Source organism: Streptomyces sp. NPDC058619 (assembly GCF_042717785.1).
Lineage (GTDB): Bacteria > Actinomycetota > Actinomycetes > Streptomycetales > Streptomycetaceae > Streptomyces.
Genome location: NZ_JBHXQN010000072.1, coordinates 1 through 26,448, shown reverse-complemented (window position 1 = coordinate 26,448; position 26,448 = coordinate 1). Strand labels below are relative to the sequence as shown.

Genomic DNA, 26,448 nt, shown 5'->3' with positions numbered 1-26,448 from the left:
TCCGCCGCTACGTCATCTGGCGAAACCGCCACGCCGACGACCGGCGCCTACGCGCCGTCGTCGACAGGGCAAACGTTGCCTGACGCGGCACTAGCTCCTCTCTCACCGCAGCCTCGAGGGGTACGGCCCTCGCGATTGCCCGCTTCGAGGACTCGGAGTTGCTCCACTTACCCCCTTGGCGTCCGCTAAATTCGTAGTCGATGCCCTGCGGCTCCTCGCCGGCCAGCACGGTGAGTGCCCCTCCTTCGTCTTGCAACGACACTAGAATTCGGGTCTCGTATTTCATCGCTGCGTATGTGATGGGGCCATCATGAACCATCACATAGCCCGCCAGCTCCCAGTCGGCGGCTGCGGTCGCGTAGACGTGCTCACCGATCCGGTAGGCGCTCACTCCGTGAATTCCCAAGAGCCGAGCATCCAGGCCTTCTGGGTCGACGACTCCGGCTCCAGCAGGTACGTGGCCCCGTCGGTGACGTGCGGTCCGGCGGGTGGCGGGGCCACGGACAGGGGAAGCCCTTGGGCATCCGAGGAGGGGATCGGCGCGGCAGTGTCAGTCGCCGCCGGGCGCGGTGAATTCTTCGGCCGGGCCGAAGTCGTTGAACCTGCCGGTGTTGACGGCAGGGACGCCTCGCACCTCCATGCGCTGTGCTGCCGCCGTTCGACCGGGGAACGCTACTCCTTCCGCCGGTACCGAGTTCCCGGTATCGGGGCATTTGACGGCCGACTGCGAACGGGTGGTGTCAGTCCCCGCGTCATGCTTCCCAGTAGTCACGCTGCGGCAGTTCGACCCATACATCTGGCGGCCCCGCGATGGCGCGTGCATCGGTCAGCCGCAGTCCGGCGAAGCTGCACGAGTAGGCCACTGCGTTGTGCCGGTAGAGGTACGAGGCCAGGACTTCCTGGGGACTGTCGTCGGGGTCTGGCCAGCCGCCCGGGTGGAGGTCCGAGTCTTCGAGGCTGCCGTTCCGGGCGCCCTTGCCCTGATGGCCGCTCTTGGGGATCGGAAACAAGTACTTCAGGCGGTGCCCGCGACGGACAACCGCGGGATCGCCATGACCTGGTACCAGGTACTTCAAGATCAAGGAATCGAGGGGATCGCCGCCCAAAGGGGAGCGTCCACGTACCGCGGTGGTCAGCGGCTGTGGTCAGTTGAGTACACCAACTCGGTCATCGGGTCTGGGCCTGGCACCTTCGACCGTGCTGTAGAACCGCAGGTCGTCCAGTCGTAACCCTCTGGAACGATCAGTAAGAGGGCAGTGCCATCAGAGGTCTGGACTGAGACCCAGATCCGGATGATGCGCCTGGACTGCCCGCCGGAGCCGCTCGCGGAGGTGGGGATGGGCCAGTGCGCCGCGGGCGAGGGCGAGGACCGTGTCGCTCGGGAGGGCTGAGCCGTCTCTGCCGAGCATGTCGGCGAGCAGCCGGGTCACCGGTTCCCGGGCGGGTGAGTCGTCGGGCAGGAGCGCCACGGCGTGATCCACCCTGAGGTACAGCGCTGCCAGCTCATCGCCGGCAAGTCCGGCGCTGCCGCCGATCAGCAGCCGCAGCACATCGTGGGCCAGTGAGGTTGCCTGCAGTCCTTCACCGAGGGAGGTGAAGACGGTCACGGCCGGCCCCAGCCACTCCATGACCGGATCCATCGCATGCCGTACTACCAAGTCGTTCGTGCCTCCGGACACGTCCATCTTGTGCCACACCGCCTCCCAGTAGGGCCGGGACCACTGCACGATGTCGCGCCGGGGGAGGCGGTACAGCCAGTACATGTCTAACGGGGGCGGCGGGGACAGCTCCCCCGTGCGCAGCCGGATCTCCAGTCGTCGGCCGCCCTCCGCGCGGCTACGGTGAACCGAGACCGACAGTGCGAAGTCCGCCCACTGCTGCTCGTCGAACGACGACCGCCAGAGCAGGGCGTGCCGGTGCCAGGCATCGCCCGGATCCGATGAGTCCGGGAACAGCCTGTCCGCGGTGATGCCCTCCGACAGCAGCAGTAACACGACCAGGACGAGGTTGGCACCGTAGATGCCGTGTCGTGCCGACGTGCGGCTCTCTGCGGGCCCGGTACGCAGGGTGGGGGTCGTCCGTCCGTGTCGCGTGCTGCTCAAAGACACGTACGAGCAGCTGACCCAGCCGCTCGCGTTCGCCGTCCGGCAACCGACGCACCATCGATTCCCCGAACCGCAAGATCTGCCGTGAGGAGAGCGGGGCGTACGACAGCAGCGCGTAGGCCAGGTCGTCGTTGACGCGGCTCGTGCCGAGCGACAGGGCCGGCCGGTCCGTGAGCAGGCCGGTCAGGACGTGCAGCGCCAGCCGTACGACTAGGTACTCGCCGAACGTGGCGTGCAGGAATTCGTACGTGGACAGCACGCGGCCGTCGCGGATGGACTGGGCGCGCTGGACGAAGAAGAACCGGCCCAGCGCCACCTCGGCCGCACCCAGGGGGGCACGGAACCCGAAGGTGCCGGTGGAACGGCGGCCTAGGAGTGCCGTGAGGTCTTCCTCGAGCTCCGCCGCCGATACCCACTGCCGACGCCGGTTGAGCTGGGCGAACGCGACCAGGGAAAGGCGCTGGAGCTCCTGCTCGACGCGCTCCGCCAGTCCGTCCTCCGGCGTGGCCCCGAAACCGGTCTTGTCCACCTCCCGGCGGGCGAACGAGGTGAGCAGTGCCTCGTACAGCTCGGCCTCGTCGAGCGGGGTGTCCCCTTCGTGGCCATCGCGTCCCTCGTGCCTGTCGCGTCGTAGGCCGTTGTCCGTGGCGTCGTACAGCGCCATCATCAGCAGCAATAGCGGCTGCGCGGCCAGCGACTCGTGCCGGGCGATGGCATCCCAGGGCAGCGGTTGCAGCCCCCGGGCCGCGAGGTTGCTTGCGTTGGCCTCGTTCCACAGCTCCAGCCAATGGCGGATCTGGGCGGGACGGAACGGTTCCAGGCGGAGGGCGACGAGTCCCTCCGGGTACCGGGTGCGATCGGCGACGGCCGTACGGCTGGTGACCAGCGCTCGCACCGGGCGGCCCTGCTCCACTTCGCGCTGCTGGAAACGGGCGACGCGTACGAGGAAGTCGCTGTGGTGGACGCCGGTAGTCTGCAGCAGCTCGTCGAAACCATCCAGGAGCAGCACCGGGACCGCACCGCTGGCCGAGCGGACCAGCTCCGGCCAGGACACCCGCTCCCCTGTGGCCGCCCGTACCGCCTGCTCGAGTTGCTCCTGCAGGTCGTCCTCGGCGCGTACGTCGCGCAGCGGCACCCGAACGGGAAGGAATCCGGCAGACGGCAGCCGGGCAGCGAGGACCCGGGTCAGGACGGACTTGCCGGCGCCGGGCTGGCCCAGCACGAGCAGCGGGGAGCCGACTCCGGCGGGGGAGGTGAGGGCACCTGCGAGGTAGCCCGTCAGGTCGCGGCGTACGGGCATCTCCTCCCACCAGGCCTCGCTCGACGGGGCGTCGGTGCCAGCCACTGCACGCACTCGGAAGTCCGGATCCAGGTACATGTCCTGGAGGGCGGGCACACTGATGCCGTCGGGCGCGGTCGAGGCGTCCAGAACGGGCCGGGTGAGCGCGGCCTCATGGGCGAGGGCGAGGGCGGCCGCAACATCTGTCGGAGGGCGCATCGCCCGGGCCACTTCGGACAGCAGCTCCTCCACGCCGACCAGCGCGAGCCGTACCCGGTCTCGGGTGGCCTGGTGCTCAACCTGCGCCACCCAGAATCCGAACTCGGGTGCCTGCTGGGCCAGCTGCGCGTAGAGGCCCTCATATTGCTGGACCGCCCTGCGGGGCAGCTCCGTGGCCAGCACCCGCCGTGCCGAGGTCCGGTCGAAATCCGTCAGGTCGCCCCAAACCCGCAGCCCTTCGACGAAGCCGAGGAACCTCTCCGACAGCCCTCCGTACCAGAGCCGCATCTCCGCCGTCACGTCCTCGAACGGGCGGTGGGGTGCGGGGTGGGGCGCGTCGACCGCAGCCAGCGACTGCGCGAACGCCGCACCGCCCGGCGGATCCGGGGCCCCCGCGAGGGCGAGCTGTTCGCTGCGGGTCAGTTCCAGGTCATCGACGCCGAACGGCAGGTCCGACTCCCCAAGCGCTTGGAACCATGCAACGACGACGATCACGGTATGGGCGGCCTGCAACAGTTCCGTGCGCTCGGAGCGCCCTTCCGACCGGCCCAGGCGCCGCCCCAGATTCCGTACTGCGTCGCGGCCCAGGCCGACGATGCGGCCCCGGGCGTCGGCGATTCGCAGCACCCCGTCCCCGATACCGCCCGTTGCCGCGTTCAGCGCTCCGCCCAAAGCCCGGTCCAGTGCGGCCACGGCGGGCGAATCGCCGCCGAGCAGCACCAATGCGTCCGAGAACGACAGCAGTCTGCGCACGCTCATCCTGCCCCCATGAAGACCCGTCCGTCGCTGACACGCCCGCGCTGATCTCCCCACCTACGTGCAGGGGCGCTACCGCGTGGACCCTGCCCGGACACTCTCGCATGGGGGAGTCCGGGGGACCTGAGGTTCGGGACAAGACACCCACCACGGGGCTCGCGTTCGTGCCGGCCGCATGCTGGGGAGGCACTGGTTCCGCGGGGTGGAATTTGCGCCGGCCCCGGCGCCCAGTGGACGAGCCGCTCTCCGACTCACCCCCTCGATGTCCTCCAAGGGTGGCATCTACAACGCGGGTGGGTGATCATCATGCACGCCTCATGAGACGAGCCGCACTTCCTGGTGCCCGTGGTGCAGAGAAGGGAGAAGGTCCGGCACTCCGAGACCGGCGATGCCGACGCGTCGGCTTCACCGGCATCCCAGGCCGCCCCCGTCACCTCTTCGTCCGCCTGCCCGACAACCGGACCGCCCGTTCCCAACAGCTCACCGCGCCGTTTGCCGCGCAGGTCGCGCTCTTCCTTCGAGCAGCCGGCCCAGCCGCCGAAGCCTGCACCCCGGACGGCGAGCCTACCGGCGCGCGGGCGAGGGCCTGGTGGTGGAAGTCGCGGCCGGAACGACGCGGCATGCGGTGGTCACGGTCGTGCGCGTCCATGACTGACGCGCACCCATCGGCCGGACCTCGTGAGCCTGGAAGGTCAGGCTCCGGCTCCCTGCTGAGCCTGCTGGAGTGCGGTACGGCACGGGACGCACAGGGGATTCTTTGGGGCTAATCGTGTGGTGCGAGGCGAGCGGAGTCCATTTTGTGCAGCTCTGCGCCGGTGTGATCAACACTATCGTGCGCAACAAGTGTGGCGCCACTGCCGGATCACCAAGTGGGATTGTCGAGTCAGCAGAGGTTCGATGTCAGCGTTCGGAGTCCTCTGCGAGGACGTCTGAGGCTGGCGGCACGGGGGTGGGAACCAGCAACAGTGCGGCAAACACAAGGGGAGCGGCTGTCTGGTACCCGATCCACGCTTCACCCCCGGCGCTGCCGTCCCGCCACGCCGTCAGTAAGCCGACAAGCGCCGTCAGCACCCAGCCGCTGTCGTAGGCGACCATGAGCCGCATGTAGGTGCGGATCGGGCGGCTGCGCACAAACTTGATCTCGACCCCGCCGCCGATCAACAGGGCGACGCCGGAGGCGGCCATCAACCAAGCGGACACGCCAAGCAGATCGCCAAGCCAGGAAGCGCCAATCAAGTAGGCGGCACCGAGCACTACCTTGAAGGCGCCGTCGGCGATGATCCCCGCCAAGCGGCGCGTCTCTGACGGTGTCACAGCCTGGTCCTGCGTCATGAGCGTTCCTCCCTGATGCCTGCACTACTCCCGTAACCTTGTTACTAGAATAATGGAATTATGAGAATGACAAGAGCAGAGACCAAGGAACGCAACCGCCGCGCCCTGCTGGATGCTGCCTTCCAAGTCGTCTCCCGGGATGGGTACCGCGCCAGGCTTGACGAGATCGCCGAGCAGGCCGGCCTGACGACCGGCGCTGTCTACTCACTGTTCGGCAGCAAGGGCGGCCTGGTGGCCGCCTTGGTCGCCGATTACCTCCGGCCGCACTATGAAGAGATCGAGCAGGCCATTCCCGCAGAAATGGATCTCCTGGAAGCGGTTGAAGCCTTCGCCCGGTACTACCGGCGCAGCTGTGACGCCCCGGCCGCGACCTCTGCCCTGTCGTTGCAGATCACCCTGCTGGACATGGCCCTGCATGACCCCGAACTCGGTTCCCAACTCGCCGCGTCCGTCCGGACACAGGAGAGCCACCTGATCGCGTTGTTCACCGGTAGATCACACAACCGGAAAGCCGTGACGTCGCAGCAGGCGCAACGTCTGGTTACCGCGCTCAGGGCAGTGTTCGTTGGTCTCACGCAGGGCGTCATCCTCGGCCTCGCCCCGGGTGTCGACGAGCAGTACTTCGTCGACACCGCCTGCGCCCTGGCGTCCAACGCGGCCCTCGTCGATCAGAATGCCGACGCTGCTGTGTGATTCAGCCGCGTTGGAGGGCTCTGGTCAGGTCTCGGTTGGCCTCCCTTGCGGCATCAAGATCGGATCGGGCCTCCTCCAACGCGGAGGCCAGTTCGGCGTTGTGCTGCTCCAGACTGGTGATCTTCCGCTGGAGTTCGTCGAAGTCAGTTGGGGCTCCGAGCCCGGATTCCTGCCATGCCTGGGGACTGTAAAGCGTTCGGCTCTGGCCCGTAGTCGGTGGTGACGTCGAGTAGCCATCCGCGATCATGATCTTGTGATGGATTTCAACTCCCTTCTCGGGACAGTGTTTTCCGGGCTGTCGGCGCTGGTCGTCGAGGACGTGGCGGACGGTGGTGACGCGGTGGTGGTCACGGCCCACACTCGGGATGTGGCGGTGTCGTGTCCGGTGTGTCGAACTCCGACGGCGAAGGTGCACGGGTACCACCGTCGGACGGTGCGGGACGTACCGGTCGATGGCCGCCCGGTCGTCGTCCACCTGCGCGTACGAAGGCTGGCCTGTCCGGTTCTGGGCTGCTCCCGGCAGACCTTCCGTGAGCAAATTCCCGGACTGCTGAAGCGTCATCAGCGCCGCACTGTGCGTCTCGCCGGGCAGATATCGCAGGTGGCACGCGAGCTATGCGGCCGGGCGGCCGCACGCCTGGCCTGCCTGCTGGCCGTGCCCGTCTCCCGCAGCACCGCACTGCGTCATCTGCGGCGCCTGCCGCTACCAAAGCAGGCCATTCCGCGGGTGATCGGCGTGGACGATTTCGCCCTTCGCCGCCGCCACCGTTACGCCACCATCATCACGGATGCCGAGACCGGCCGACGCATCGCGGTCCTGCCTGACCGAGAGAGGGCCACCCTTCAGTCCTGGCTGCGCGAACATCCTGGTATCGAGGTCGTATGCCGGGACGGATCGGCCACCTACGCCGAGGCCATCCGCCGAGCTCTGCCCAACGCGGTGCAGGTCAGCGACCGGTGGCACCTCTGGCGCAACCTCTGCGACAAAGTCCAACTCGAGGTCCGCGCGCATGCCGGCTGCTGGGCCACCATCAACCCGCCCCGCCCCGGCGGAGTACGCGAACAGACCACCCGCGACCGCTGGAACAAGGTCCACGATCTTCTCGGCCAGGGCGTCGGCCTGCTCGACTGCTCCCGCCGCCTGGGCGTATTCAGTACTTGTCGCCGTGGTGGTCGGCCTTGTCGTTTCCGCCGTTGTTGATGCAGGTGTTGCCGAAGGCGGGGTTGAGGAGGCCGATGACGTTGACGGTGTTGCCGCAGACGTTGACAGGGACGTGGGCGGGTACCTGGAGGACGTTGCCGGACAGGACACCGGGGGAGCCGATGGCAGCGCCTTCGGCGGTGGCATCCGCGGCGGCCATGCCGGCGCCGCCGGCCAGGACAGCGGCGGCTGCGGCGGTAACGGCTACGGCCTGTGCGATACGCGACATCGAAAACTCCTAGAAGACTAGAAGAGGGGGCCTGCCGCAGGGATTACGGCATCGGCTCCGCTCAACAGCACGAGCAAGTGACCGGTTACGGAGATACGGCCGAAGCGGTGACCCCCAGCCACCACCCCCTCCGGACCCGCGGTACCGGGGATGGCGTGGGGCCGGGTTGCTGTGCGGCGGGCACCGCCTCCGGGGGCGCTGCTTACCCGGTGGACGTAACGGCGGTCTTGTTTCCGCACGGAAGAACAGCGCCGCGCCCTGGCCTCCTTCGTTCGAGGCTGGGGCGCGGCGGGGCGGGACGCCGGCCTGATGCTGCGCGGCCACCTGGGCGGCTTGGGCGAAGTGCATGACGATCCCCTTTCGCACCGGCGCCGACGATCCGCCCGTCCTCGTCCCGCCGGATGGGGATACCGGTATCGGGCCGCTCGACGGCATGGCAGGTGATCAACGTGCCCCTTCCCGTGGCAGCCTGCGGACCAGGACGACGACGTGAAGCCGAAGGTAGCCCGCCCGTGGCGGCGAACAGCAATCCCACTGTCAGGAGGCGGCGACTGGGCGCCGAGTTGCGTCGGCTCCGTCAGGTCAGCGGGCTGAAGAGCACCGAGGTGGCTGAGCGGCTTATGGTTTCCCAGCCCAAGATCAGTCACCTGGAGAACGGCCGCTGCGCCATCAACCCCCGCGATGTGCGTGATCTGTGCGTCATGTACGGAGTGGCGGATCAGCAGGTGATCGCCTCGCTGACCGAGATGGCCAGGGAATCCGGCCGACAAGGCTGGTGGCACGTCTACGCCGACCTCCCCGACAGCGACTACATCGGCCTGGAGACGGACGCCGCCTCGATCCACACCTACGAGCCCCTGGTGGTCCCCGGCCTGTTACAGACCCCCGCCTACGCCCAGGCCGTCGTCGGGGAAACGATCCCCTTGCTCACTGTCGAACAGGCGGCCGTGCGTCTGAAGGTGCGGCTGCGCCGTCAGCACCGGATCTACGATCCGGGGTACCCGCTGCGTCTGCGGGTCGTCCTGGACGAATCGGCCCTGCGGCGTGTCGTGGGCTCCCCCGACGTGATGCGCGAACAGCTGGAGCACCTGAACGCGCTCAGTGGCGGAGCCGCACATCACCGTGCAGGTCCTGCCCTACGAGGCGGGGGCTCACCCGGGCCTGTCGGGGCAGTTCTCCATTCTGAGGTTCGCCGACATGCCCGAGGCGGGGGTGGTGTATCTGGAGCGGTTCACCAGCGACCTCTACCTGGAGAAACCATCCGACGTGCAGCGCTACGCCGTGATGTACGACCAGCTCCAGGCTCACGCCCTCGACCCCGACCGCACCCGCCGATTCATCACCGACGCCATCAAAGCGCACCTCGACGCCAGCCGCCCCTGAGCGCGCCCTCAGGACGCTCAGGTGAGACGGGTCAACGCGGCCCGATCACTGCAACACCGCACTGCAACACCACCGCGTGTTGCAGTCCTGACCTGCGGTGATGCTCCGGATAGGGGTCCGTGGTGCCCGTGTTGAACCTCGCGTTGCAGGCCCGCGCCCCATCCGGGGGCCGCGCAGTTCACCCCAAAGCTGATGCCGGGGCGCCGGGCAGGGCGCCTTCCAGGACGCTCGGCAGGGCGTGCACCAAGGCGTCCGGCGGGGCGCTTCACAGGGCGCCTCACGCCCTTACGGTGACCGGACAACGGTGCAGGTCAGGCCATACGGTCAAGGGGGGCCGACCACGCCGACTACTTCACTGAGGGACCCTTTCCAGACCTGGTGAAGCTTCGACTACCCCTACCCAACCCCCTCCAGACGGCGGACCACCCGCCAGCGAGCTGCCGGACTCACGGCTTATCTGGGGCGGCACGGATGGAGGCCCGGTCGAGGGCGGCGAGCACGGCCGCGGTCGCTGTCTCGTACACCGCGACCGCAGAGGCGGCGTCGGGTTCAGCGGGCAGCACCTCGGCGTTGACGACCTGCAGGACGCTGCCCGCCGTGTCGGTGGTCTCGTTCACGCGCGCCGCGCCGGGGGCGGAACGGCCTGGGCGAGGTTGGCGAAGGGCTCGGCGATCCCGATGGCTCCTGCCTGCGGAAACGACGGTCCGGCGGCTACTGGCCCGCATCGACGGCGACGCGCTGGATCGGGCGGTCGGGTGATGGCTCGCCGACCGCCGCCCGAAGGCGACCGGGCTGCGTGGCCTCGCCGTGGACGGTAAGAGCCTGCGTGGCGCGGCCAGAGCGAAGGGCCGCAAGATCCACCTGCTCGCCGCACTGGAGCACGCCACCGGCTTGGTCCTGGCCCAGCTGGACGTCGGAGAGAAGACGAACGAGATCACCTGCTTCCAGCCGCTGCTGGACACCGTCGCCGACCTGGCAGGAACCGTCGTCACGAGCGACGCGATGCACAACCAGCGCGAGCACGCCGACTACCTCCTCGCCCGAGGCGCCCACTACATCGTGATCGTCAAGGGCAACCAGAAGAAGCTGCGTCGGCAGCTCAAGTCCCGTCCCTGGAGGAACATTCCGCTTCAGGGACGCACCCGGGGCATCGGCCACGGCCGCTCGGAGATCCGCCGGATCAAGGTCGCCACCGTGAACAGCCTCCTCTTCCCCGGCGCCCGCCAGGCCGTCCAGATCAAGCGCCGCCGAACCAACCGCAAGACCGGCCAGACCGCCGTCAAGACGGTCTACGCCGTCACCAGCCTGACCGCCGAGCAGGCCACCGCGGCCCAGCTCGCCGAACTCGTCCGCGACCACTGGAAGATCGAGGCTCTGCACCATGTCCGCGACACCACCTTCGCCGAGGACTCCTCCCAGCTGCGGACCGGCAACGCGCCCCGCGTGATGGCTACCTGGCGCAACCTCGCCATCGGAGTCCTCCGAACAGCCGGAGTAAAGAACATCGCAGTCGGCCTTCGCCGCAACGCCCGCGACCCTCGCCGCCCCCTCGCGCTCCTCGGCCTCGGATGATCACGAACCGGTCGTCATGCGACTACGCCGAAGCCCTGCATCAGAGGCCAACACAACAAGACCCTTGCAGTATCAGGCCAGCGCGCTGTCTGATGATCACGAGGGGGGTACCCCCTGCGGTATCTATTGCGGTGTCGGATCCGGCCATCCGTTGTTGGAGGCACCGGACTGATACCGCGTCATCAGGTGTGAAGAGAGGTTCCTCGTTGCCCGTGTACAGACCAAGACCCTTCCGGCTGTTCCTGACGGCCGGTCTCGCCGTGCTGCTGATGGCGGCAACGCCCCATGCGGCGACAGCAGCGGATCCATCCGCCCCTCGGCCGTCGAAGGGTCTCACGCATAAGGCAGGTAAGGGTTTTTCGGATCTCATCGAAGCCAGCGGCACAGGACCTTCACAACTACCTCCGGAGGCTAAGGGATTCGCTAGCCAAAGGGCGGCCGATGCGAAGCCCCAGCAGCGGGGAAAGCGCCCGGCGGCGCTGAGAAACAGTCCAAGCTGCAGTGAAGTCAAGAAGAGGCCTGGGGCCGAACGAAAGAATGCCATCTGCGTTCAGGAGGAAACGGCAACTGACCCCACCAGTCTGCGCTCTGCTACCGCATCAAGCCCCGTCTGGTGTGAGCATGTTTCCATACAGGTGGAACGTTTCAGCCTGTGCTCCATCCGTCTCTTCTCTGTCCTCGTGTGGGACACCGACGGAACCGAACTGGGCACGATGGACGTCACAGCCGCTCAGGAGATCAACACAGTGGCCACCTCGCGTCACTTCTTGGAGGAGTTCTACTTCCGGGTCGACCGGATGAGTCCGGGAGTGGCCGGCGCGGGCGTGACCGTTGCCGCGAACACGACATGCAACTATCTCTCCGGATGTTCTGACAACGGCCAGGACCCCTGGGTGGGCGCGATGCCCCTGCCGCCGGTGGGGACATGGGTAGAGGGAACCGTAGAGCGGAGCTGGACCGGCGCCAACCGCGATGACTCGATTTTCATGCTCTGGTCTTTGACCTTCACCAAGGCCAATGGGAAGAGCTCCACCGTCGAGTGGGGAGGAATCGATTACGAGGTCCGCTGCGACGACCAGATCTCCTCCTGGGCGGGCTGTGTTATCCGCAGCTTCAGGCCCACCCTCGTCATCGACGGCACACAATTGCCCGCAGCACGGGACTACATCGCCCGTGTGCAGGCCACTCTCAGCTCACATCCCGGCTGGGCAGGTAAGGGAGAGCCCCTGCACCGTGAGGCGGACTCCGAAATCCAGCGGCAGAACCGGCTGAAGGTCTGCGACAACACGTGGATCAAAGAGGATCGGTTCGGGGGTAAGGTCACTCCGCACGCTGACAGCATCGAATGCGACGAGTGGCCGTTCGCTGCCACGAAGGAGAGCGGCGGACAGCAGGGAATCCAGTCTGGAACTGAATGCCAGCAATGGACCATCTGGTCGGGAGGCGTTGGGGTGGGATGGCCCGCGAAGAACTACGCCGTGCACGCCTACGGTGCAAGGTCGGGAACGGCCCAATGCGCCCGCGCCAGCATGCCGCGCTCCGACAACGGGGGGGCAGGGACGGCCCTGAGCAACTTCTACCAGAACCAACGAGTGCTTGGCGGCGAAGCCTTCTGGGTCGATGCCGGCGCTGCCACGGTGCTCGGGGACCCCGGGCCGACCAAACCGGTGAGCCGTGCAATGTGCAATCTCAAGAGCCCCTCCGTTTCCGGCATCGTGGGCAAGGCAGCCCCGGAGAACACCTTCCTCGACTATGCCCGCACGACACCCGACGGGTGGACGGGAGGAGACTCCACCTACTCGGTGAAGCTACCGAACGGGCGGAACCTCTGGATGTTCTCGGACACCTTCCTCGGCCCGCTCAACCCTGACGGCACCCGTCCGACCAGCGCCAGACTCATCAACAGCTCGTTCGTCCTCCAGGACGGCCCGAACCTGTCAACTATCCACGGTGGCACCGCTGTAGCCCCTCAAACCCTCGTGCCTCCCGCCTCTGACGGCTGGTACTGGCTTGGCGACGGAAAGATCACCCAACGCGCGGGGAACAATCACCTCCAAGTGATCTTCCAGCAGTACCACCGCTACGGCCCCGGCGGCTGGGACTGGGGATGGAAGCGTAGTGTGCTCGCCACGTTCTCCCTCTCCGATCTCTCAAAACCCCAGAGTATCGTCCCAATCCCCTCGGCAGCCGGAATTACCTGGGGATCCGGAATTCTCCCCTCAACGGACAGCGGAGACGGTTACACTTACATCTACGGCGTGGCGGACGCTCCTGTCAGGAAATCCATGCGCATCGCCCGCGTTCACGGCAGCGACCTGGATTCCAGATGGGAGTTCCTCGATCCCGCTAATTCCCGGTGGGTGCTGGATGAACGCCAAACCTCCAACGCCCTCACGGGAATTTCCAACGAGTACAGCGTCACCCCCTGGAACGGGTCCTTCCTGCTGCTCACCCAGGACAGCAACGAAGCCTTCAGCGCCAAGGTGTACGCCTATACCTCATGCGACCCCAGTGGAACGTTCAAGAATCCGGTAGAGGTCTTCAGGATGCCGGAGACCAGCCTTTTCGGCACCTATCAAGACATGAACGTATACGCCTATAACGCCCACATGCACGGAGCCCTCACCAGAGACGGAGGGAACACGTTTACCTTCAGCTACAACGTGAATAGCATGGACAACAGCATCGCCCCCGGCGGTGCCCACTACAGAGATCCCAGCATCTACAAGCCCCGCTGGGTGTCCTTCACTGCAACCCCTGCCCCATAGCCAGCCTGGAGAGGATGACCAGATGAACGACGGACTCTGCTGGATCGCCGATACCTATCCCTTCGGCTACAGCATCACACTCTGCGAAAATTTGACCCCGGAAGAAGCACTTCATCGCCTTGGTGCCCAGCTGGAGTCGCTCCTGCCCCTGACTCGAGACCAAGCCCAGGCGATTGAAGTCCACAACGCAGGCGGCGCCCGCTTCGGACTGCCGGACGAACTGAACCTTGACACCGAGGCCCTCACATGCCACGGATTTCTGCGGCCGGAAGCTGACGCCATCGTCAGAGCCGGCACCGCAGGAAACTGGGCCTTTACGATCCAGGCATCCATTTCCCACACTTTGCGGCCCTTCCTAGAGGACCTCTCACACAACACCCGTGTACTGGCTCACAGCACAGACGTCAATGCGACGCAAAGTGTCGCATACGCGGTGAACGGACAGACCCTCTCTGCCTTCGACCCTATTTTCCCAGAGTACATCGGCGGCGCCAAACCATCCGAGTTCCCTGCCCCAGCGGGCACACGCATGGGGCCGAAAGAAACCCTGGCCTATGTTGAATCCGTATTCGGCATCGGCATTTCCCCGGAGGCAGAATTTCAGCCTCTGCCGACGGCCGCCCTGTCAAGCCGGGCTTGATCCGTTTTGACAGGAATCTGAGAAACCGTATCTCAACTGATCATGGAACGTGCAGGTCGAACAGTGTTCCTGGTCGGGTGATTTTCCGGCTGTACGCGCATGAAGGCAGGGCCTCTCGGTAGCTCAGGGATGCGAATCTGACCGAGCGATGCCGGGAGGCCCTGTTGTCGTTGTTGCCCTCGCCCGCCTACCGAGTTCAACTCGTCCGCCGTGTCGTGCGATTGCCTCGCGCACGTGTACGGCAACGCGGCTGATCATCCGGACCGGAACGCTGGTATTACAACCCAAGAGCTGCCCAAGGCGACGCGGTTCGACAACCGCGTCGCCATCGTCACCTATTGATCAGAAACTCAAAGGGTTCTCGTTCAGGACGTAGCGGACGTGTGGGCCGCCGAAGTAGCCGCGGACGATGTGTGGTTGATGCTGTCGTCTGTGGAAGAACCTGCGCGTTTCGGCGGCGAGTTCGGCCTGGTTCCTGGCCTGGCCGGACATCGCGGCCGACATGGGCCGGCTCGACGCCCGCGGTATCGACGTCGCCCGGATCCTCGTGGACGCGCACGCGGCCGGAGCGGGCGTCGACCAGGCCGTCGCCGCCGTCATCACCGCGGCCGCCGCCAAAGCACCCGCGCCCGCCCCGGCCACCCCGGCGCCCACCGCCACCCCGGCCCTGCTGCTCCCAGTGCTGTCGCGCTGCCGGCCAGGGACGTGCCGGCGTCGCGTATGGGCGGGTCCGGCGATCCGTGGGGTGCGCCTGCGGGGGGACGGGTACCCGCGCCCGCTCCCGCCCCGGCTTCTGGCACTGCACCCGCTCCCACCCCCGCCCCCGCTCCTGCTGCGGCGCCGCCGGTGCGGGAGGCCGTCGATGCGTGGGCGCCGCCCGCCAGCGTGGACGCGAAGCGCTCCTGGGGCCCGCTGACCGAGGGGTTGAGCGTGCCCCGGGATCTGGACCTCGGGGACCGGCGAAGGCGCTGGAGCAGCTCGGGGTGAACTGGCTCGCGCACGCCGCGTTCGTCGGAGCCGTCAAGGACGTGCTGCCCGAGCAGGCGGTGGGCCTCCTGGTCGGCTCCCGCCAGTGGCCCCTGCTCGCGGCCCGCATGGACCGGATCCGCGACCAGGGCGGCCCCGCACTCCTCGGCGCGCACCTGGCCCGCCTCCAGGCCGACACCTCCTGGAAGGACGGCCCCACCTCCACCACGGTCGGGCGGCTCGTGGACGCGGCCCTGCGCTCCCTGACGACACCGCCCTCCACACCGGCCGCGCCCGCGTCCCGGGTGAGGGTGTCCCCGGCGGCGGCCCGTTCCCGCTCCACCACCACCCCGGCCGCCGCGGCACCCGGTCAGCAGGCCCCGACGGAGGCCGCCGTCCCCGCTCACCGGCAGCAGGCCGCACCGGCCAGGGGCGCGGGGCGTACGCGGTGACGGCGGCAGCACCCACACCCGACCCGCGTACGGGCGCGGGCGGACCGGTGGCATCGACCGGACGGACCGGATCGGCGTGGAGGGCATGCTGTCGCCGTCCCTCTGCACGTATCGGGCCGATCCGCCCTCACCTGCTCTCATCCCCTCCCGAACCGGCCGTGGGCCGCTCCCGCCCGCCATCACGGACGACACGCTCCATCGTCATCGATTACCTCTCCGTCGACTATCCGAAAACCTGTGATGGCCGGAGTAGACATTGCCTGGTGTGGTTATGGTTTCTCTCGTAGCCCAGAGAGACCGCAGGGCCTGGCAGAGACGAACTGCCGGGCAGGCAGTATCCGCAGTACAGGCAGGACCCGTATGGCGGTGCGGTGGTGGAGTGTCGAAGCCATAGCAGTTGCAGGTCGGCGACGGGACTGATCACCGGACCGGGTGGCCCGCAGTCATCAGGGGCCACCACACGCAGTTGACGCAGTGGTGTAGTACCCGCAGTTCGCAGTACCCGCAGTTCGCAGTACCCGAACTACCTCGGTAAGGGTGTCGATGGTGGGCATCCGCGTCGGGAGGTTCGGCAGTGGGGTTCTAAGCCAGAGCAGACGCAGGACAGGCGACGGGGCTGGCTGCCGGAAGTGTGGCGCTCGGTCAGGCCACAAGCAGTACCAAGCGGTTCGCAGTATCAGCAGTTCGCAGTGGTCGGTAGTTGATCATCCGAGGGATGAACGGAGGGATTGGGCGCCATCAGGATCGCCCGGACGGAGTGTTGAGTCCGGGTACCGCAGGACATCGAGTAGTGAGGTGGTCTCCGGTCGAGCAACCGCGATCCCCGCACCCCCGACAGCATTCCGGTTGGGCACGCGGATGAGTAGGCCGGCGCAGTACCAGGGCCGGCAGATGGTGTAGCAGTTCCTTCGGGGCCCTGGTGCCATAGGCACCAGGGCCCCTCCGCATGCTCCGCAGAGAGGTGAAATGACCGCGGACGACTCCTACGGCCGTCTCGATGACGATGACTTCCCCGCCTACACGATGGGTAGGGCCGCCGACATGCTCGGCACCACCCAGAGCTTCCTGCGCGCGATCGGTGAAGCACGCCTGATCACCCCGCTCCGCTCCGCCGGCGGCCACCGCCGCTACTCCCGCTACCAGCTGCGCATCGCCGCCCGCGCCCGCGAGCTCGTCGACAAAGGCACGCCCATCGAAGCGGCCTGCCGGATCGTCGTCCTCGAGGAGCAGCTGCAGGAAGCGCAGCGCGTCAACGCCGGGCACCAGCGCGCGGCCGCGGCGACGGCACGGTCCCGGGCAGCGGCCTGAGCCCGCTTCGGCCGGCTCCCGCCACGCGACCTCCGGTATCCGCCGGCCGGTGCGGAGGAACCCCGCATCGGCTCCGTCCATCAACCACGTGTCGGTCGGCGACGCGAGCCCGCGCACACCGTCCTCCCACCGGGGTGACCCCGCCCGGCCCGGCGGATTTGGGTGGCCGCTCATCCAGCGGCTCGCCCAACACATTGACATCACTCCCCATCCCGAGGGCAAAATCATCCAAGCCGTCCTGCGCCTGAGCTGATTCCCCCTTCCCCCGCTGTACCGGGGAAGGTCACGGTGGGCGGCCAGAGTTCGGGCAGGCTGGGAGCCAGGAATTACACGTGTGCCCAAGGAAGCGTTGTGGAACCGACGACGGTGACCGTTCTGCCGGATCGTGACGGGCAGCGGATGGTGCGGTGCGCGGGCGCCTTCGACTACAGCACACTCGCCCCGCTGCGAACCGCGTGCGACACAGCCATCGCGGACGACGGCGTCGAGCGGCTGGTCCTGGACGTCCGCGGCGTCACCTTCGCCGACTCCACCTTCCTGAACCTGCTCCTGACCCTCTCCAGCGCATGCGATCTGCGACTGGCCGGCCCCCTGCCGCGCCAGCTTGCCCGCCTCCTGGCCGTGACCGGCACCGACCAGGTCCTCACCGTCGAGGACGCTGCCGCCGACAAGGCGGCCGAGTAGTAAAAGCGCGCCTCGGGCGGCCTCCTGCGGGGCCCCCGCACTCGTGGCGTCGGACGCGTGAAGCACCCTCCCGCACGCCCCCCACAACCCACCACTGGGGCCAAAAGAACTCCGAACATGGTCCCCGAACGACATAGGCCGTTCTAGACAGGGGGCTGGACGGACACGGGTGCGGCTCCCTCCGCCGCTCAGCCCCGCCGGCCGCAGAGCGGCGGGGCTGAGCGGTCCCCGTCCCGGACTCTGACCGGTCTCCTTGCGTCGGCGGGCCGCCGCCCTCTTCCGGGGTGGCGGCCCTGGTGTCAGTGGGGGAGTGAGACCGGGCGGAGTGGTGGCGCTGTGCCCGGTGTAGCGCTGGGGCGGGTCCGGCGGGAGCTCCTTCGGTTGCTTCCGGATGGGTCATCGGCGGATGCGCAGGGTTCCGTAGAGCCCGGCGACGGCGGTGATGACGCCGGCGAAGCCGTTCTCGCCGACGATGAGGTAGATGGCGGCGCAGGTGGCGAGGAGGGCGATGAGTACGACGCTGTCGTGATGCCGGGTGCGTGGCGTGTCGGGAGGTGGAGCCGGTTCCTGCCGCGCGGGGGGATGGTGTGGGGTCGAGGGCCGGGGTGGGGGTTGTGGGGTCGGGGGGCTGGGGTGTTGCTTCGGTAGGTGTCATGCCTCCAGGAGAGCGGCCGTCGGGGCCAATTCCCTAGTGATCCGTACGGGCCCGCATGGACCCGGACGCCGCCCCTCACAAGCCGGTTGATCCCGGGCCGGTCTCGAACGCTGTCGGGCGTTCGGCATCGTCCGACGCATTCCGCGTACGTACGGCTGTGGGCCCTCTAGCTTTGTCTTTCGGACAGGGGAGGGTGATCCGGTGACAGACGACGACCTCGGCATGAAGCCGGGTGATGCCGCCGCCGTGGACGTGTTCGAGACTGCGCTGCGGGCGTTCGCGGGGGAGCTGAACCGGCTCCACATCGCCCACGGTGCCCCCTCCTACACGGTCATGGCCGGCGCATCGGTCCGGCCCAGACTGACGCGGGCCAGCCTCAACGAGATGCTGACCGGCAAACGGCTCACCTCCCTGGAGACCCTGCTCGAGTTCGTCCGCGGCGTCACCATCCCCCCAGGCCTCCCGCCCGCCGCAGCCGCAAGCTTCCGCGCGGACCCGGCACTCGCGGCCGCACGGCGGACCCGGTGGCAGGAGGTCAAGCTGCTCCAGCGTGCGTCCCAACCGGCGGGCAAACGCCTCCGGGCCACCGTGCGGCAGAGCCTGAATGACGCCGCACAGGAAGCCGAAGCCCTCCGCGAGGACGCCCGCACCGAAGCCGAACGGATCCGCACCAGCGCGGAGGCAGAAGCCGCCCGCGTACGCGCCAGCGCAGAAACCGAAGTCGCCGCCCTACGTGCCCAGGCCCGACACGAAGCCGATCAACTCCTGCACCGCGCCCGCCAGCCAACCGACCAGAACACCCCGCCCACCCGCGGCGGAGCAGACCTGGAGGACCCAGCCCGTGTCACCGGCCCCGGTGGACCGCAGCGCCGCCAGGGCGTTATGCGGCGTCCCGCATTGCGTCCGCTGGCCGCGGCGACCGCGGTGTCCGGTCTGGCGCTGGCCGCGATTCTGGCCGGGGACTCTCTCATGGGGACGTCCGGTACCTGCCCGCCGGCCAGAGCCGGGCCGGCGGTCAGCTCATGCCCCGGGCCAGCCTCCCGGGCCACGGGACCCTACAGCCGGCGGCGTTCGCTCAGCCGGCGGACATCATCTTCATGACCAACCTCAAACCCGCAGACTTCCCGAAGCCCTCCTACAACCCGCCGACAGCGACCTCCCCCACGCCGACCCCCACCCCGACGACGCCCAGCCCCACCCCCACGCCGAGCCCCAGCCCGACACCAAGCCCCACCCCCACGCCCACGGTCACCTGCGTCCCACAGGCCCGCGACCGCTAGCACGATCAGGTCGAGATACCTCCGAATGCTGGCGCGGGTGGGGCTGTCCGGCGCGGTCCCGCGCGCGCCCGGCGTGACGTACAGGGCGGGTGGAGTTCCCGCCCGCGGTCGTGCTTGCCCGGCCGGTGGCGGGACCAGCACGGTGTGCTGGTGGTTGCCGACGACGAGGGCCGCGAGGATCGAGGCAGACCACCAGCAGTCCAGCACGCCGGCCCCGCAGCGCCCCGAGCGCGACCCCCTGCTCATCGTGCTCCTGGCCCTCGTCGTCGCCCCGGTCCTGGGCCTCGGGCTGTACCTGTACGTGGTCAATCCCGTACTGGAGGGCCCGGTGGAGTCGATGGCCACGGTGGGAGGCGGCCTGGCCGCGGTCGTCATCGCGACCCGACGAAGGTGAGGGCCACCGGCTCAACCGGCGAGGTTACCGCGGTGACTCGGCTCAGCTCGGGGCCGCCGCCGCGCCGCTCCACGGCGTCACCGGTGAGGTCGAATGCCTCGGAGTCCTCCCTCCCGGCCTCCTGGAGGAAGACGGCGATGTCGTACGGCTGGTGGGCGACGCCGCCGATGGACTGCCCGTCCCAGCGGATTCGCCGCGGGCCGTTCTTGTCGGGCGGATAGACGATCAAGCGGGCTTGGGGCATGCCCCCAGCCTCGACTGGTAGTTGCCTGCGGGCATCCCCGTCCGGGATGGACGGTTGCGAAGTGGGCGGCGGCGCCCACCGCCTGGCTGGCTGAGGCCATCGTCAGCAAACGAGTGCACCACAGGAGGCTGGTGCGGTTGTGTCCCTGTGGTGGGGAAGCGATGGACGGTGATGCCGGGATTCGGCCCGGCACCTGTGAGAGAGGAACCGTGTGATGGAGCAGTCTGAGCTGGAGAGCAAGGTTCAGGGGCTGGAGACGGCTCTGGCCGTTCAGGAGGCGTCCATGGCGGGGGCGCAGGCGACGCAGGCGGCGACGCAGGCGGGGATGACGTCGACGTTCGGTGCGACGCAGGCGGGGACGTGGTCGGTGATGGCCGTCGGCAGTGTCTCGCTGCTGGTGGGGATCTTCCTCGGCATGGCCATCGCCAGGGACTGACGCCGGTCCCGCCCTACCGGGAGCCACCGTCTGGCTTTGCGCCGCCCTCTGCCCGGCCCCGGGCAGAGGGCGGCCCGCTGCAAGGTAGCCGTGGCCCAGCAAAGATCACAGCCTCACCTCGCACGGTGAACACTCCCCCCGAGCGGGTGCGGGAAGACCAAGCCGGCCCTTGGACCACCCGTTTGCCGGATCGCGACAGGGCAGGAGACGAGGCGCGAGCGTGCCCAGGGCCAGACTGTGAAGCAGGCCGCGCGCACCCGTGAGCCGCTGCTTATCCTTCGGTGCTGTCCCGGGGTCAGGAGCCGTTGTCGTCGTAGTTGTCCCGGCTGCCGGCCTTGGCCAGCCCGCGGCTGATCATGTAGCCGACGGTGAGGATCACGATGTACAGCCAGGCCTTGTCGGCGCGGAAGTAGTCGAGGTGACCCTCTTCGGTGCCCACGAGCATGGAGGCGATCAGGACCGCGATGACGGCAGCGATGTAGACGAAGAACTCCGTCGTCTTCAGGGCCGACTTCGTCTCGGTCGACAGCCGGCGTGTCCGGTGTCCGGACACGTCGGCACTGGTACTCCGGCGACCGGTGGGGGTGCCGCCCGGGTTCGCGGTGGTCATGGCAGGTGTCCAATCCGTTGTGCGGAGCACGGAGGGCTCCACGGCAGGGAGTACGCCAAGATCGACGCCGTTCCACCAGGCGACTACCCGAAAACCGGCGAGTAAGCATCACGTAAAGAACAAATCACGCAAATGGCCTGTGTTGGCAACCTGCCCGGGGTTGACGGTGTCACCACCAGCGACGGCGCTCGGCGCCAAGCCTCGAAGACCTCGCTGCCCCGAGGGCGCTGACCGGGCCGGGGTCGGCGTTCAGGGGCAGGTGCGGAGCGCGAACAGGGCGCGATCCGGTGAGGTTGAACACGCGTAGTGCCTGGCGGGGGACACCCCGCAACTCCAGGATTCCGCCCCCGGCGCAGGCACAACGCAGGACGAGGCGGCGTCACGTGTGGCAGGTCCCGCCGCGGACCATGTCCAGATGCATGGCCACCACCGGGCGGGCCTTCTTCGCCGCAGTGGTGGTCTCGGTGTGCTTGCCCTGGCTGATCTGCTGGTCGATCAGCGTGAGCGTCTTGGTGTGGCCCGCTTCCTGGGCCGTCAGCCAGGCCTTGTCGTAGTCGGGGCTGCCGGCCTTGGACCGGACATCGGCGAGCGTGGCCTGCTGCTCACGGGTCGGAGTCCCGAGCAGGGAGACGTCGCCCTTCTTCGCCAGCGCGGAGAGTTCCGCGTCGAGCTTGGTGTGATCGCTGACCAGAGTGGCACCGGCCTGCTTGACGCACGTCGTGGTCGCGTTCTTCTAGGCATCCTGACCGGCGGCGATCTCCGCCAGGTTGCTCTGGTGGGGCCATCTGCACGAAACGCGCATCGGCACTGTCCGGAGCCGGAGCGGGTCACCGCCGACACCCCGGAACACGCCAGAGCGGCCGTGAACACTGCGATCGTCAGCACTCTTGCACGCATGGTTCCTCCCAGACCGCGGGCGGTCCGAGCGGGCCGGGAAGACCGCGGCACCCGGCGCCTGTCCATAGCGCCCGAGAACAAACAACCACGCTGCAGCCGAGGGCAGGACGGCAGGCGTTTGGGGTCACAACCCCGTCGTAGCCTCCGAGGACGTCTTCCTCACCGAGCGTCCGCGTACTCACCGTGAGAGAGGAACCGCGCGATGGAGCAGTCTGAGCTGGTGCAGGCCACCGAGGCGCAGACGTAGGCGGGGATCACCTCGACGTTCACCGCGACGCAGGCGGGGGAACGAGGTCGGTGATGGCGCCGGCAGTGTCGCGTTGCTGTTGGGGACCTTCCCGGCATGCCATCGCCAGGGAGTGCCGGCCGCCCCCGCTCCTGGCGGCGCTGACGCTGTCGACGATCGTCAGGACCGTGTCCCTCGGGGCCGGCCGGTGCGCGTCCTCGCGGTAGGGGCATTCGACGCCGGCTGTGGGGTCCACTACGCCGTCGGTCTTCCGGTCGGTGGCGTGCAGGCCGACTTGGCTGCACTGCTGTCGAGCCGCCGCGGTGGTCCGGCCTCCCCGGAGGTGGGGTAGGCCGGACCGCTCAGGGCGTGTGCCCTGCGGCTGGTTCAAAGGAGGGCATGATCTGCTGGTTACGGCACTGTGGCGGCTGCCCGCGGGTCAACCTTGTGGCGCTCAGTACTTGTCGCCGTGGTGGTCGGCCTTGTGGTGGTCGCCCTTGTCGTTCCCGCCGTTGTTGATGCAGGTGTTGCCGAAGGCGGGGTTGAGAAGGCCGATAACGTTGACGGTGTTGCCGCAGACGTTGACCGGGACGTGGGCGGGTACCTGGAGGACGTTGCCGGACAGGACGCCGGGGGAACCGATGGCAGCGCCCTCGGCAGTGGCATCCGCGGCGGCCATGCCGGCGCCGCCGGCCAGGACAGCAGCGGCTGCGGCGGTAACGGCTACGGCCTGTGTGATACGCGACATCGGACACTCCTAGAACAGGGGGCCTGCCGCAGGGATTACGGCATCGGCTCCGCTCAACAGCACGAGCAAGTGACCCGGTTACGGAGATACGGCCGAAGTGGTGACCCCCAGCCACCTCCCCCTCCGGACCTGCGGTACCGGGATGGCGTGGGGTCGGGTTGCTGTGCGGCGGGCACCGCCTCCGGGGGCGCTGCTTGCCCGGTGGACGTAACGGCGGTCTTGTTTCCGCACGGAAGAACAGCGCCGCGCCCTGGCCGTACGTCGATTGTCGTATGTGGATGCCGTACGACCCCGCTGGAGGTCAGGCGTTCCACCACTCGTCGGTGCCGCAGCCGACTTCGTAGTGCCACCAGCCTTCCTCTTCTCCTTGAATCAGGAGCGCCTTGATCCCGGTGAAGTCCGCGTCGGCTGGTGCGGTGAGGGCCACCATGGGGAACTCCTCGCTGAAGACCTCACCTCCGAGCCCGAACACGGAAAGATGCTGATGTACTGCCTGAGGGCTGCGTCCCAGGGGGCCGGCAGGGACGGGCACTACGCGAATCGTGCAGTTGCCGGAGGCACTGACACGGCCGACAGCCCAGTGGAGCCCGTCGGAGTCGGTCTGGAACCGCACAACGTCGCCCTCGGCCACCCCGTCCTGGAGGAAGGGGACGTTCTGCACACTGGCCGTATCGACACCGATCTTCCGTGCCCACAGGCCCTCGGTGTCCTGCGGGAACCAGCCCTCGCGAGGGACGAACCGGAACCAGACCTTGATCTTCTCGGCTGCGTTCTCCATGACGGCCATCATGCGCCGACCGTCGACAGAGCCTCGCACCGGGTCTGAGCTGGGCGATCACCCAGGAACCCTGTCTCACCCAATCCAGTCCATGCAGGTCAGCGTGACTCGGTCGACTAACTTCGCTGAGACAGGTCAGCCATCCTCCCCTCGCCGCGCCCGCCCCCTGTACGCCTCATGTACGCGATATGTACGGTCCACGCAGTCGGGTAGGCGGGCACGGTGACTGGCGGGCCTCGTCCGGGCCCCGCTACCGCGCCCACTCCACCCCGAGTTCGGCGAGCGCGTCCAGCTGCGCCCGGTCGAGTTTGTCGCGGCGGGTCTTCTGGTTCGCGGGCCGCCCCAGATCACCAGCCGTTCCGTGCGCCTCATCCACGACCGCGAGGTCGAAGCCGGTGAGCCGCTGCCCGCGCAACCGTGCCCCGCCCGCCAGCGCCGCCTCCAGCGGCCCCCGTACCTTCCCTGCGCCGCCCGGGTCCTCGACGTCCTCCCGGTCGACGAGGGAGGCGTACGTGGCGAGCACGACGACCGGCCCCGTCCCGGACCACAGGGCGAGCTGGATCGGGTTCGTGGTCGTACGCACCACTCCGGCGCGCCGCGCGCCACGATCCCCACCGAACGGGACGTGCGCGCACCTCCTGGCTGGTGGCGCGCGCCCGGGCCCGCTTCGCTGCGGGCTGGGAATGGGTACGGGGGCCGGCCTCGGCATGAGGTCGGCCCCCGCGGTGTCCTGGAGGCTTTACAGTGCTTCGCCTCGCCGGTCAGGCGGTGGCTCGACGAGCACGGTGGAGGTGCCTACAGGCGCACCCACTTGGTGTTGTTGCCGGTGCCGCACTGCCACAGTCCGACGGCAGAGCCGTTGGCGATGCCTTCGCTGAAGACGTTCACGCACTGGTCGGGCTTGACGGCGCTGGTGATGGTGGTGCCGTTGTAGTTCCACTTCTGCTCGGCGCGGCCGTCGCAGGGAAGGGCGGCGGCCCGGGAGCTCTGGGGCGCTCCGGTCTCGGCGGTCAGGCACTTGTTGCCGTCGATGCGCAGTTCCTTGGCGGGGGTGTAGTCCCACTGCTGGTTGGCGCCGCCCCAGCAGTCCCAGATTGTGGCGTTGGTGCCGTCGAAGTCCAGGCAGCGGTTGGACTGGACGCCGCGCAGGCTGAGGCTGCCCCAGCGGGGGCCGCCTTCCTTCCAGCGGACGGTGAGGCTGCCGTGGTTGTCCAGGGTGGCGTAGGAGCCGTTGCCGCCCTGGGTGCCGGTGGCCCAGAGGGCGCCGGTGCCGTTGCCGGTGTTCTTCTTGTACAGGACGAGGTTGCCGTCGGCCTGCATGTGGAGGTAGGAGTACCACTCCCAGGTGATCTTGCTCCACAGTTCCCGGCCGGTGGCGATCTCACGGACGTGGACGTTGCCCTGGATGTCCATGATCAGGGCCTGCTTGCCGTTGGTCAGCCACTGGCCGGGCGTGAGCTTGGCGCCGGAGGCGAGGCGGTCGCCGCGGGGGTAGGTGTCGGAGTGCCACAGGTGGCCGCCGTCCTTGGTGTAGACGACCAGGTTGGCATCACCCTGGAGTTCCAGGCGGGATCCGTTGTTGTGGGTATTGGAGGCCCACAGAGCGGTGGAACCGTCGCCCTCCTTGCCGTCTTTCTTGTAGACGACGAAGTTGCCGTCGGCCTGCATCTTCGCCCAGGCGCCGGGGTTGCCGCCGGTTCCGGACGTCCACAGTGCGGCGCCCCTGCCCTCGCCGCCGGTGACGTGGTAGATCACCAGGTTGCCGTCGGCCTGCATGATCAGCTTCGCGTTCTCGGACACGAGCATTTCGCCGGAATGCAGCGTCTGCCCGGCCTTGAGGATCACGGGACGTGCCTTGGCCGAGGTGATCCAGGAGGTGAGGCCGTCCATGCGGATTGCGCTTGCGTCCGCGGCGGTGGCGGCACTGCCCAGGCACCCCTTGGTGCTGGCACGGCTGACGATGGCGGCCAGGTGGGCCTTGCCGTTCTCCGTGCGCAGCGCGGGCCCGCCTGCGTCGCCCTGGCAGACGGTCGCGTCCGCGGGGGCGTTAGGGGTGATGTCGAAAGTGGTCGCGGTGGGAGCCGAGACGTTGAAGGTGGCCTTGTGCTGCGTGGACGGACGCCAGTCGGTCTTGGTGCGGCCGTAGCCGGCGACGGTCAGCGTCTCCCCGGCGGTCGGGGCAGTTCCGGACACGGTGAGCGGGGCGATCTGGTAGGCGGGCTTGGCCAGCCGTGCCAGCACCAGGTCGCGGTCATCACGCGGGACGAGGTCGACGATCTCGCTGACGTGTGTGCCGAAGGTGGCCGAGCTGGCGTCCTTCGGAGCGCCCGCGACGACGTCGGTGCCCGTGTCGGGCTGGTCGGAGAAGCAGCTCTTGGAAGTGGCGACCCAAGCGGTGTCGACCAGGGTGGCGGTGCAGGCGCGTTTGCCGTTGCCGATGTTGATCACACCGGTGTGGGCCAGGGCCGCGTCCGGGGTCTGCGGGGCCGACGGGCCGTTGGTGACGCGGAGCTCTACGAGGACCGAGGGGGTGCTCGCGTCGCCGGCTTCGCCGAACGGCTTGTAGTCGTTGGCGGGTGCGTTGACGACCGTT

22 protein-coding genes and 5 pseudogenes are annotated in these 26,448 nt (G+C 68.2%); 12 read left to right on the top strand and 15 right to left on the bottom strand.

Annotated elements, in window-relative coordinates; all coding sequences use genetic code 11:
* Nucleotides 1-7 precede the first annotated feature (7 nt).
* The 5 genes from ACFWTC_RS35015 to ACFWTC_RS34995 form a co-directional block, all read right to left on the bottom strand.
* A complete protein-coding gene (locus ACFWTC_RS35015) occupies nt 8-391 on the bottom strand; it encodes a hypothetical protein (RefSeq protein ID WP_384074959.1) in 384 nt (127 codons plus the stop codon).
* Between the two features lie 361 nt (nt 392-752).
* The gene (locus ACFWTC_RS35010) at nt 753-1,082 is read right to left on the bottom strand and encodes a hypothetical protein (protein ID WP_383933154.1); all 330 of its coding nucleotides are present in this window, start codon (nt 1,080-1,082) and stop codon (nt 753-755) included.
* A 180-nt stretch (nt 1,083-1,262) separates the two neighbouring features.
* A complete protein-coding gene (locus ACFWTC_RS35005; protein ID WP_384029925.1) occupies nt 1,263-1,763 on the bottom strand; it encodes a hypothetical protein in 501 nt (166 codons plus the stop codon).
* 73 nt (nt 1,764-1,836) lie between these two features.
* The gene (locus ACFWTC_RS35000; protein WP_384029927.1) at nt 1,837-4,362 is read right to left on the bottom strand and encodes a hypothetical protein; all 2,526 of its coding nucleotides are present in this window, start codon (nt 4,360-4,362) and stop codon (nt 1,837-1,839) included.
* Between the two features lie 897 nt (nt 4,363-5,259).
* Nucleotides 5,260-5,691: a hypothetical protein gene (locus ACFWTC_RS34995; RefSeq protein WP_383933158.1), complete on the bottom strand. Its 432-nt coding sequence runs from the start codon at nt 5,689-5,691 to the stop codon at nt 5,260-5,262.
* Nucleotides 5,692-5,757: 66 nt separating this feature from the next.
* On the opposite strand from ACFWTC_RS34995, the gene ACFWTC_RS34990 reads away from it, so the two are divergent.
* Complete coding sequence (locus tag ACFWTC_RS34990; RefSeq protein ID WP_383933160.1) at nt 5,758-6,384, top strand: TetR/AcrR family transcriptional regulator; 627 nt, start codon at nt 5,758-5,760, stop codon at nt 6,382-6,384.
* A gap of 283 nt (nt 6,385-6,667) precedes the next feature.
* Nucleotides 6,668-7,561 (top strand): annotated as a pseudogene (locus ACFWTC_RS34985) (ISL3 family transposase); the annotation flags it as partial.
* On the opposite strand, the gene ACFWTC_RS34980 reads toward ACFWTC_RS34985, so the two are convergent.
* Complete coding sequence (locus ACFWTC_RS34980; RefSeq protein WP_383933430.1) at nt 7,536-7,814, bottom strand: chaplin; 279 nt, start codon at nt 7,812-7,814, stop codon at nt 7,536-7,538. The pseudogene ACFWTC_RS34985 and the gene ACFWTC_RS34980 overlap by 26 nt on opposite strands.
* 512 nt (nt 7,815-8,326) lie before the next feature.
* Here ACFWTC_RS34980 and ACFWTC_RS34975 point away from each other — a divergent pair.
* A pseudogene (locus ACFWTC_RS34975) lies at nt 8,327-9,197 on the top strand (helix-turn-helix domain-containing protein).
* Nucleotides 9,198-9,643: 446 nt separating this feature from the next.
* Here the strand turns inward: ACFWTC_RS34975 and ACFWTC_RS34970 are convergent.
* On the bottom strand, nt 9,644-9,814 hold the full coding sequence (locus tag ACFWTC_RS34970; RefSeq protein ID WP_383933428.1) for a hypothetical protein: 171 nt from the start codon (nt 9,812-9,814) through the stop codon (nt 9,644-9,646).
* A gap of 154 nt (nt 9,815-9,968) precedes the next feature.
* Here ACFWTC_RS34970 and ACFWTC_RS34965 point away from each other — a divergent pair.
* The 3 genes and pseudogenes from ACFWTC_RS34965 to ACFWTC_RS34955 all read left to right on the top strand — a co-directional run.
* Nucleotides 9,969-10,769, top strand: a pseudogene (locus tag ACFWTC_RS34965) (ISAs1 family transposase); the annotation flags it as partial.
* A 680-nt stretch (nt 10,770-11,449) separates the two neighbouring features.
* The gene (locus tag ACFWTC_RS34960) at nt 11,450-13,537 is read left to right on the top strand and encodes a hypothetical protein (protein WP_384074956.1); all 2,088 of its coding nucleotides are present in this window, start codon (nt 11,450-11,452) and stop codon (nt 13,535-13,537) included.
* Nucleotides 13,538-13,559: 22 nt separating this feature from the next.
* Entirely contained in the window at nt 13,560-14,177 is a 618-nt protein-coding gene (locus tag ACFWTC_RS34955) for a DUF6461 domain-containing protein (RefSeq protein WP_384029931.1), read from the top strand.
* Nucleotides 14,178-14,519: 342 nt separating this feature from the next.
* Here ACFWTC_RS34955 and ACFWTC_RS34950 read toward each other — a convergent pair.
* Nucleotides 14,520-14,660: pseudogene (locus ACFWTC_RS34950) on the bottom strand (IS630 family transposase); the annotation flags it as partial.
* 500 nt (nt 14,661-15,160) lie between these two features.
* Here ACFWTC_RS34950 and ACFWTC_RS34945 point away from each other — a divergent pair.
* From ACFWTC_RS34945 to ACFWTC_RS34925, 5 genes are all read left to right on the top strand, one after another.
* Nucleotides 15,161-15,595: a hypothetical protein gene (locus tag ACFWTC_RS34945; RefSeq protein WP_383933246.1), complete on the top strand. Its 435-nt coding sequence runs from the start codon at nt 15,161-15,163 to the stop codon at nt 15,593-15,595.
* 966 nt (nt 15,596-16,561) lie between these two features.
* The gene (locus ACFWTC_RS34940; RefSeq protein ID WP_383933275.1) at nt 16,562-16,903 is read left to right on the top strand and encodes a MerR family transcriptional regulator; all 342 of its coding nucleotides are present in this window, start codon (nt 16,562-16,564) and stop codon (nt 16,901-16,903) included.
* Between the two features lie 351 nt (nt 16,904-17,254).
* Nucleotides 17,255-17,587: an STAS domain-containing protein gene (locus ACFWTC_RS34935; RefSeq protein ID WP_383933274.1), complete on the top strand. Its 333-nt coding sequence runs from the start codon at nt 17,255-17,257 to the stop codon at nt 17,585-17,587.
* An 856-nt stretch (nt 17,588-18,443) separates the two neighbouring features.
* Nucleotides 18,444-19,343, top strand: a complete 900-nt coding sequence (locus ACFWTC_RS34930; RefSeq protein WP_384029933.1) for a hypothetical protein — start codon at nt 18,444-18,446, stop codon at nt 19,341-19,343.
* A gap of 333 nt (nt 19,344-19,676) precedes the next feature.
* Nucleotides 19,677-19,916 (top strand): hypothetical protein, encoded by a 240-nt coding sequence (locus ACFWTC_RS34925; protein WP_383933270.1) that lies wholly within the window; start codon nt 19,677-19,679, stop codon nt 19,914-19,916.
* On the opposite strand, the gene ACFWTC_RS34920 is transcribed toward ACFWTC_RS34925, so the two are convergent.
* Entirely contained in the window at nt 19,894-20,160 is a 267-nt protein-coding gene (locus ACFWTC_RS34920) for a hypothetical protein (protein ID WP_383933268.1), read from the bottom strand. The two genes, ACFWTC_RS34925 and ACFWTC_RS34920, sit on opposite strands and share 23 nt — an antisense overlap.
* A gap of 214 nt (nt 20,161-20,374) precedes the next feature.
* Between ACFWTC_RS34920 and ACFWTC_RS34915 the strand changes: the two genes are divergently transcribed.
* Nucleotides 20,375-20,596, top strand: a complete 222-nt coding sequence (locus ACFWTC_RS34915; RefSeq protein WP_383933266.1) for a hypothetical protein — start codon at nt 20,375-20,377, stop codon at nt 20,594-20,596.
* Between the two features lie 295 nt (nt 20,597-20,891).
* Here the strand turns inward: ACFWTC_RS34915 and ACFWTC_RS34910 are convergent, their stop codons facing one another.
* From ACFWTC_RS34910 to ACFWTC_RS34885, 6 genes and pseudogenes are all read right to left on the bottom strand, one after another.
* Entirely contained in the window at nt 20,892-21,206 is a 315-nt protein-coding gene (locus tag ACFWTC_RS34910; RefSeq protein ID WP_383931300.1) for a hypothetical protein, read from the bottom strand.
* Nucleotides 21,207-21,585: 379 nt separating this feature from the next.
* Entirely contained in the window at nt 21,586-21,897 is a 312-nt protein-coding gene (locus tag ACFWTC_RS34905) for a DUF4142 domain-containing protein (protein WP_384029941.1), read from the bottom strand.
* 886 nt (nt 21,898-22,783) lie between these two features.
* A complete protein-coding gene (locus ACFWTC_RS34900; RefSeq protein ID WP_384029935.1) occupies nt 22,784-23,077 on the bottom strand; it encodes a chaplin in 294 nt (97 codons plus the stop codon).
* Between the two features lie 301 nt (nt 23,078-23,378).
* Nucleotides 23,379-23,855, bottom strand: coding sequence for a DUF4265 domain-containing protein (locus tag ACFWTC_RS34895; RefSeq protein WP_384029937.1), 477 nt, complete (start codon nt 23,853-23,855; stop codon nt 23,379-23,381).
* Nucleotides 23,856-24,189: 334 nt separating this feature from the next.
* Nucleotides 24,190-24,438, bottom strand: a pseudogene (locus tag ACFWTC_RS34890) (hypothetical protein); the annotation flags it as partial.
* Nucleotides 24,439-24,650: 212 nt separating this feature from the next.
* Nucleotides 24,651-26,448 (bottom strand): ricin-type beta-trefoil lectin domain protein (locus tag ACFWTC_RS34885; RefSeq protein ID WP_384074954.1); only part of this gene is annotated, 1,798 nt, incomplete at its 5' end.